The organism is Mesorhizobium sp. M7A.F.Ca.US.002.01.1.1, assembly GCF_004022955.1.
Classification (GTDB): Bacteria; Pseudomonadota; Alphaproteobacteria; order Rhizobiales; family Rhizobiaceae; genus Mesorhizobium; species Mesorhizobium ciceri.
In genome coordinates this window covers 1-1,431 of the sequence record NZ_RZQE01000846.1, presented here as the reverse complement: position 1 = coordinate 1,431, position 1,431 = coordinate 1, and the positions used below count along the sequence as shown (strand labels likewise).

Here is a 1,431-nt window from a genome sequence, read left to right as displayed (position 1 = left end):
GGTGAATGCATCGGCTTCATCGGTCTCCTCGACACCGATCATGTGCCATCCCTGCCAGCCGGCACCATCGAGATCGGCTGGCGGCTGGCACCTGAGTTCTGGGGCAAAGGCTATGTCACCGAGGCAGCCGAAGCGTGGCTGGCCTACGGCTTCGAGACGCTTGGCCTCGATGAAATCGTGTCATTCGCCGTCGCGGCCAACCGCCGCTCCACCGCCGTCATGCAACGCCTCGGCATGAGCGCGGATCCGTCCGGCGATTTCGACCACCCCAGCATTCCCGACAGCCATCCGCATCTCAAACGGCATGTCCTCTACAGACTGTCGCGCCAGGACTGGCAGGCAAGAAAAAGGGCAGCTCGCTAGCCGCCCTTTTTTCAGTGTTGTCGTGTTGTCGATCTTCCGGACCTCAGTCCATCCTGATCGTCACGAACCTGAGCTCGCCGGTCTTCGAGGCCAGCATCAGCAACGCATTCTTGCGCCCCTGTTCCTTCAAGGCGCCGATGCGGTCCATGACGTCCTTGGGGGTAGCAACCGATTCCTGTGCGATCTCGGTGATCACCTCGCCGGGCTGGATGCCGCGTTCGGCGGCGGCCGAGTCCTTGGTGACGTCGGTGATGACGACGCCCGAAACATCGGCCGCAATGCTGAACTTCTTGCGTGTCTCGTCGTTCAGTTCGCCGACCGTCATGCCGAGCACCGAGGCAGTGGAAACGGCCGGAGCCTTGTCGCCCTTGTCCTGGTCGGTGTTGCCCTCCTCGGCGTTGGCGGCCTTCTCGCCATCCTCGAGCCGGCCGAGGGTCACTTTCACCGTCTGTTCAACGCCCTTGCGCACGATCAGCACGTCGACCGCCTTGCCGACAGGGCTTTCGGCGACGACACGTGGCAGGTCGCGCATCTCATGGATATCCTTGCCGTCGAACTTGATGATGACGTCGCCGGCCTGGATCGTGCCATTGTCGACCGGGCCGCCCTTGATCACGCCGGCAACCAGCGCACCCTTTGCGGTCGCCATGCCGAGGCTTTCGGCGATGTCGTCGGTCACCGGCTGGATGCGCACGCCGAGCCAGCCGCGCCGCGTCTCGCCGAACTGGCGCAACTGGTCGACGACACCGGACGCGAGCTGCGACGGGATGGAGAAGCCGATGCCGATCGAGCCGCCGGATGGCGAGATGATCGCCGTGTTGATGCCGATGACTTCGCCCGCGCTGTTGAACAGCGGTCCGCCGGAATTGCCGCGGTTGATCGCGGCATCGGTCTGGATGAAGTCGTCATAGGGGCCGGAATTGATGTCGCGGTTGCGGGCCGAGACGATGCCGACCGTCACCGTGCCGCCGAGGCCGAACGGATTGCCGATCGCCATCACCCAGTCGCCGACGCGCATCTTGGTGGAATCGCCGAACTTCACCGCCGTCAGCTTGTGGCCTTTCGGAT

2 protein-coding genes are annotated in these 1,431 nt (G+C 64.0%); one reads left to right on the top strand and one right to left on the bottom strand.

Annotation, left to right across the window (positions count from 1 at the left end):
• On the top strand, window positions 1-363 hold a 363-nt coding region (locus tag EN932_RS36065), incomplete at its 5' end, for a GNAT family N-acetyltransferase (protein ID WP_164890847.1).
• A 43-nt stretch (window positions 364-406) separates the two neighbouring features.
• Here the strand turns inward: EN932_RS36065 and EN932_RS36060 are convergent.
• Window positions 407-1,431 (bottom strand): PDZ domain-containing protein (locus EN932_RS36060; protein WP_128369524.1); only part of this gene is annotated, 1,025 nt, incomplete at its 5' end.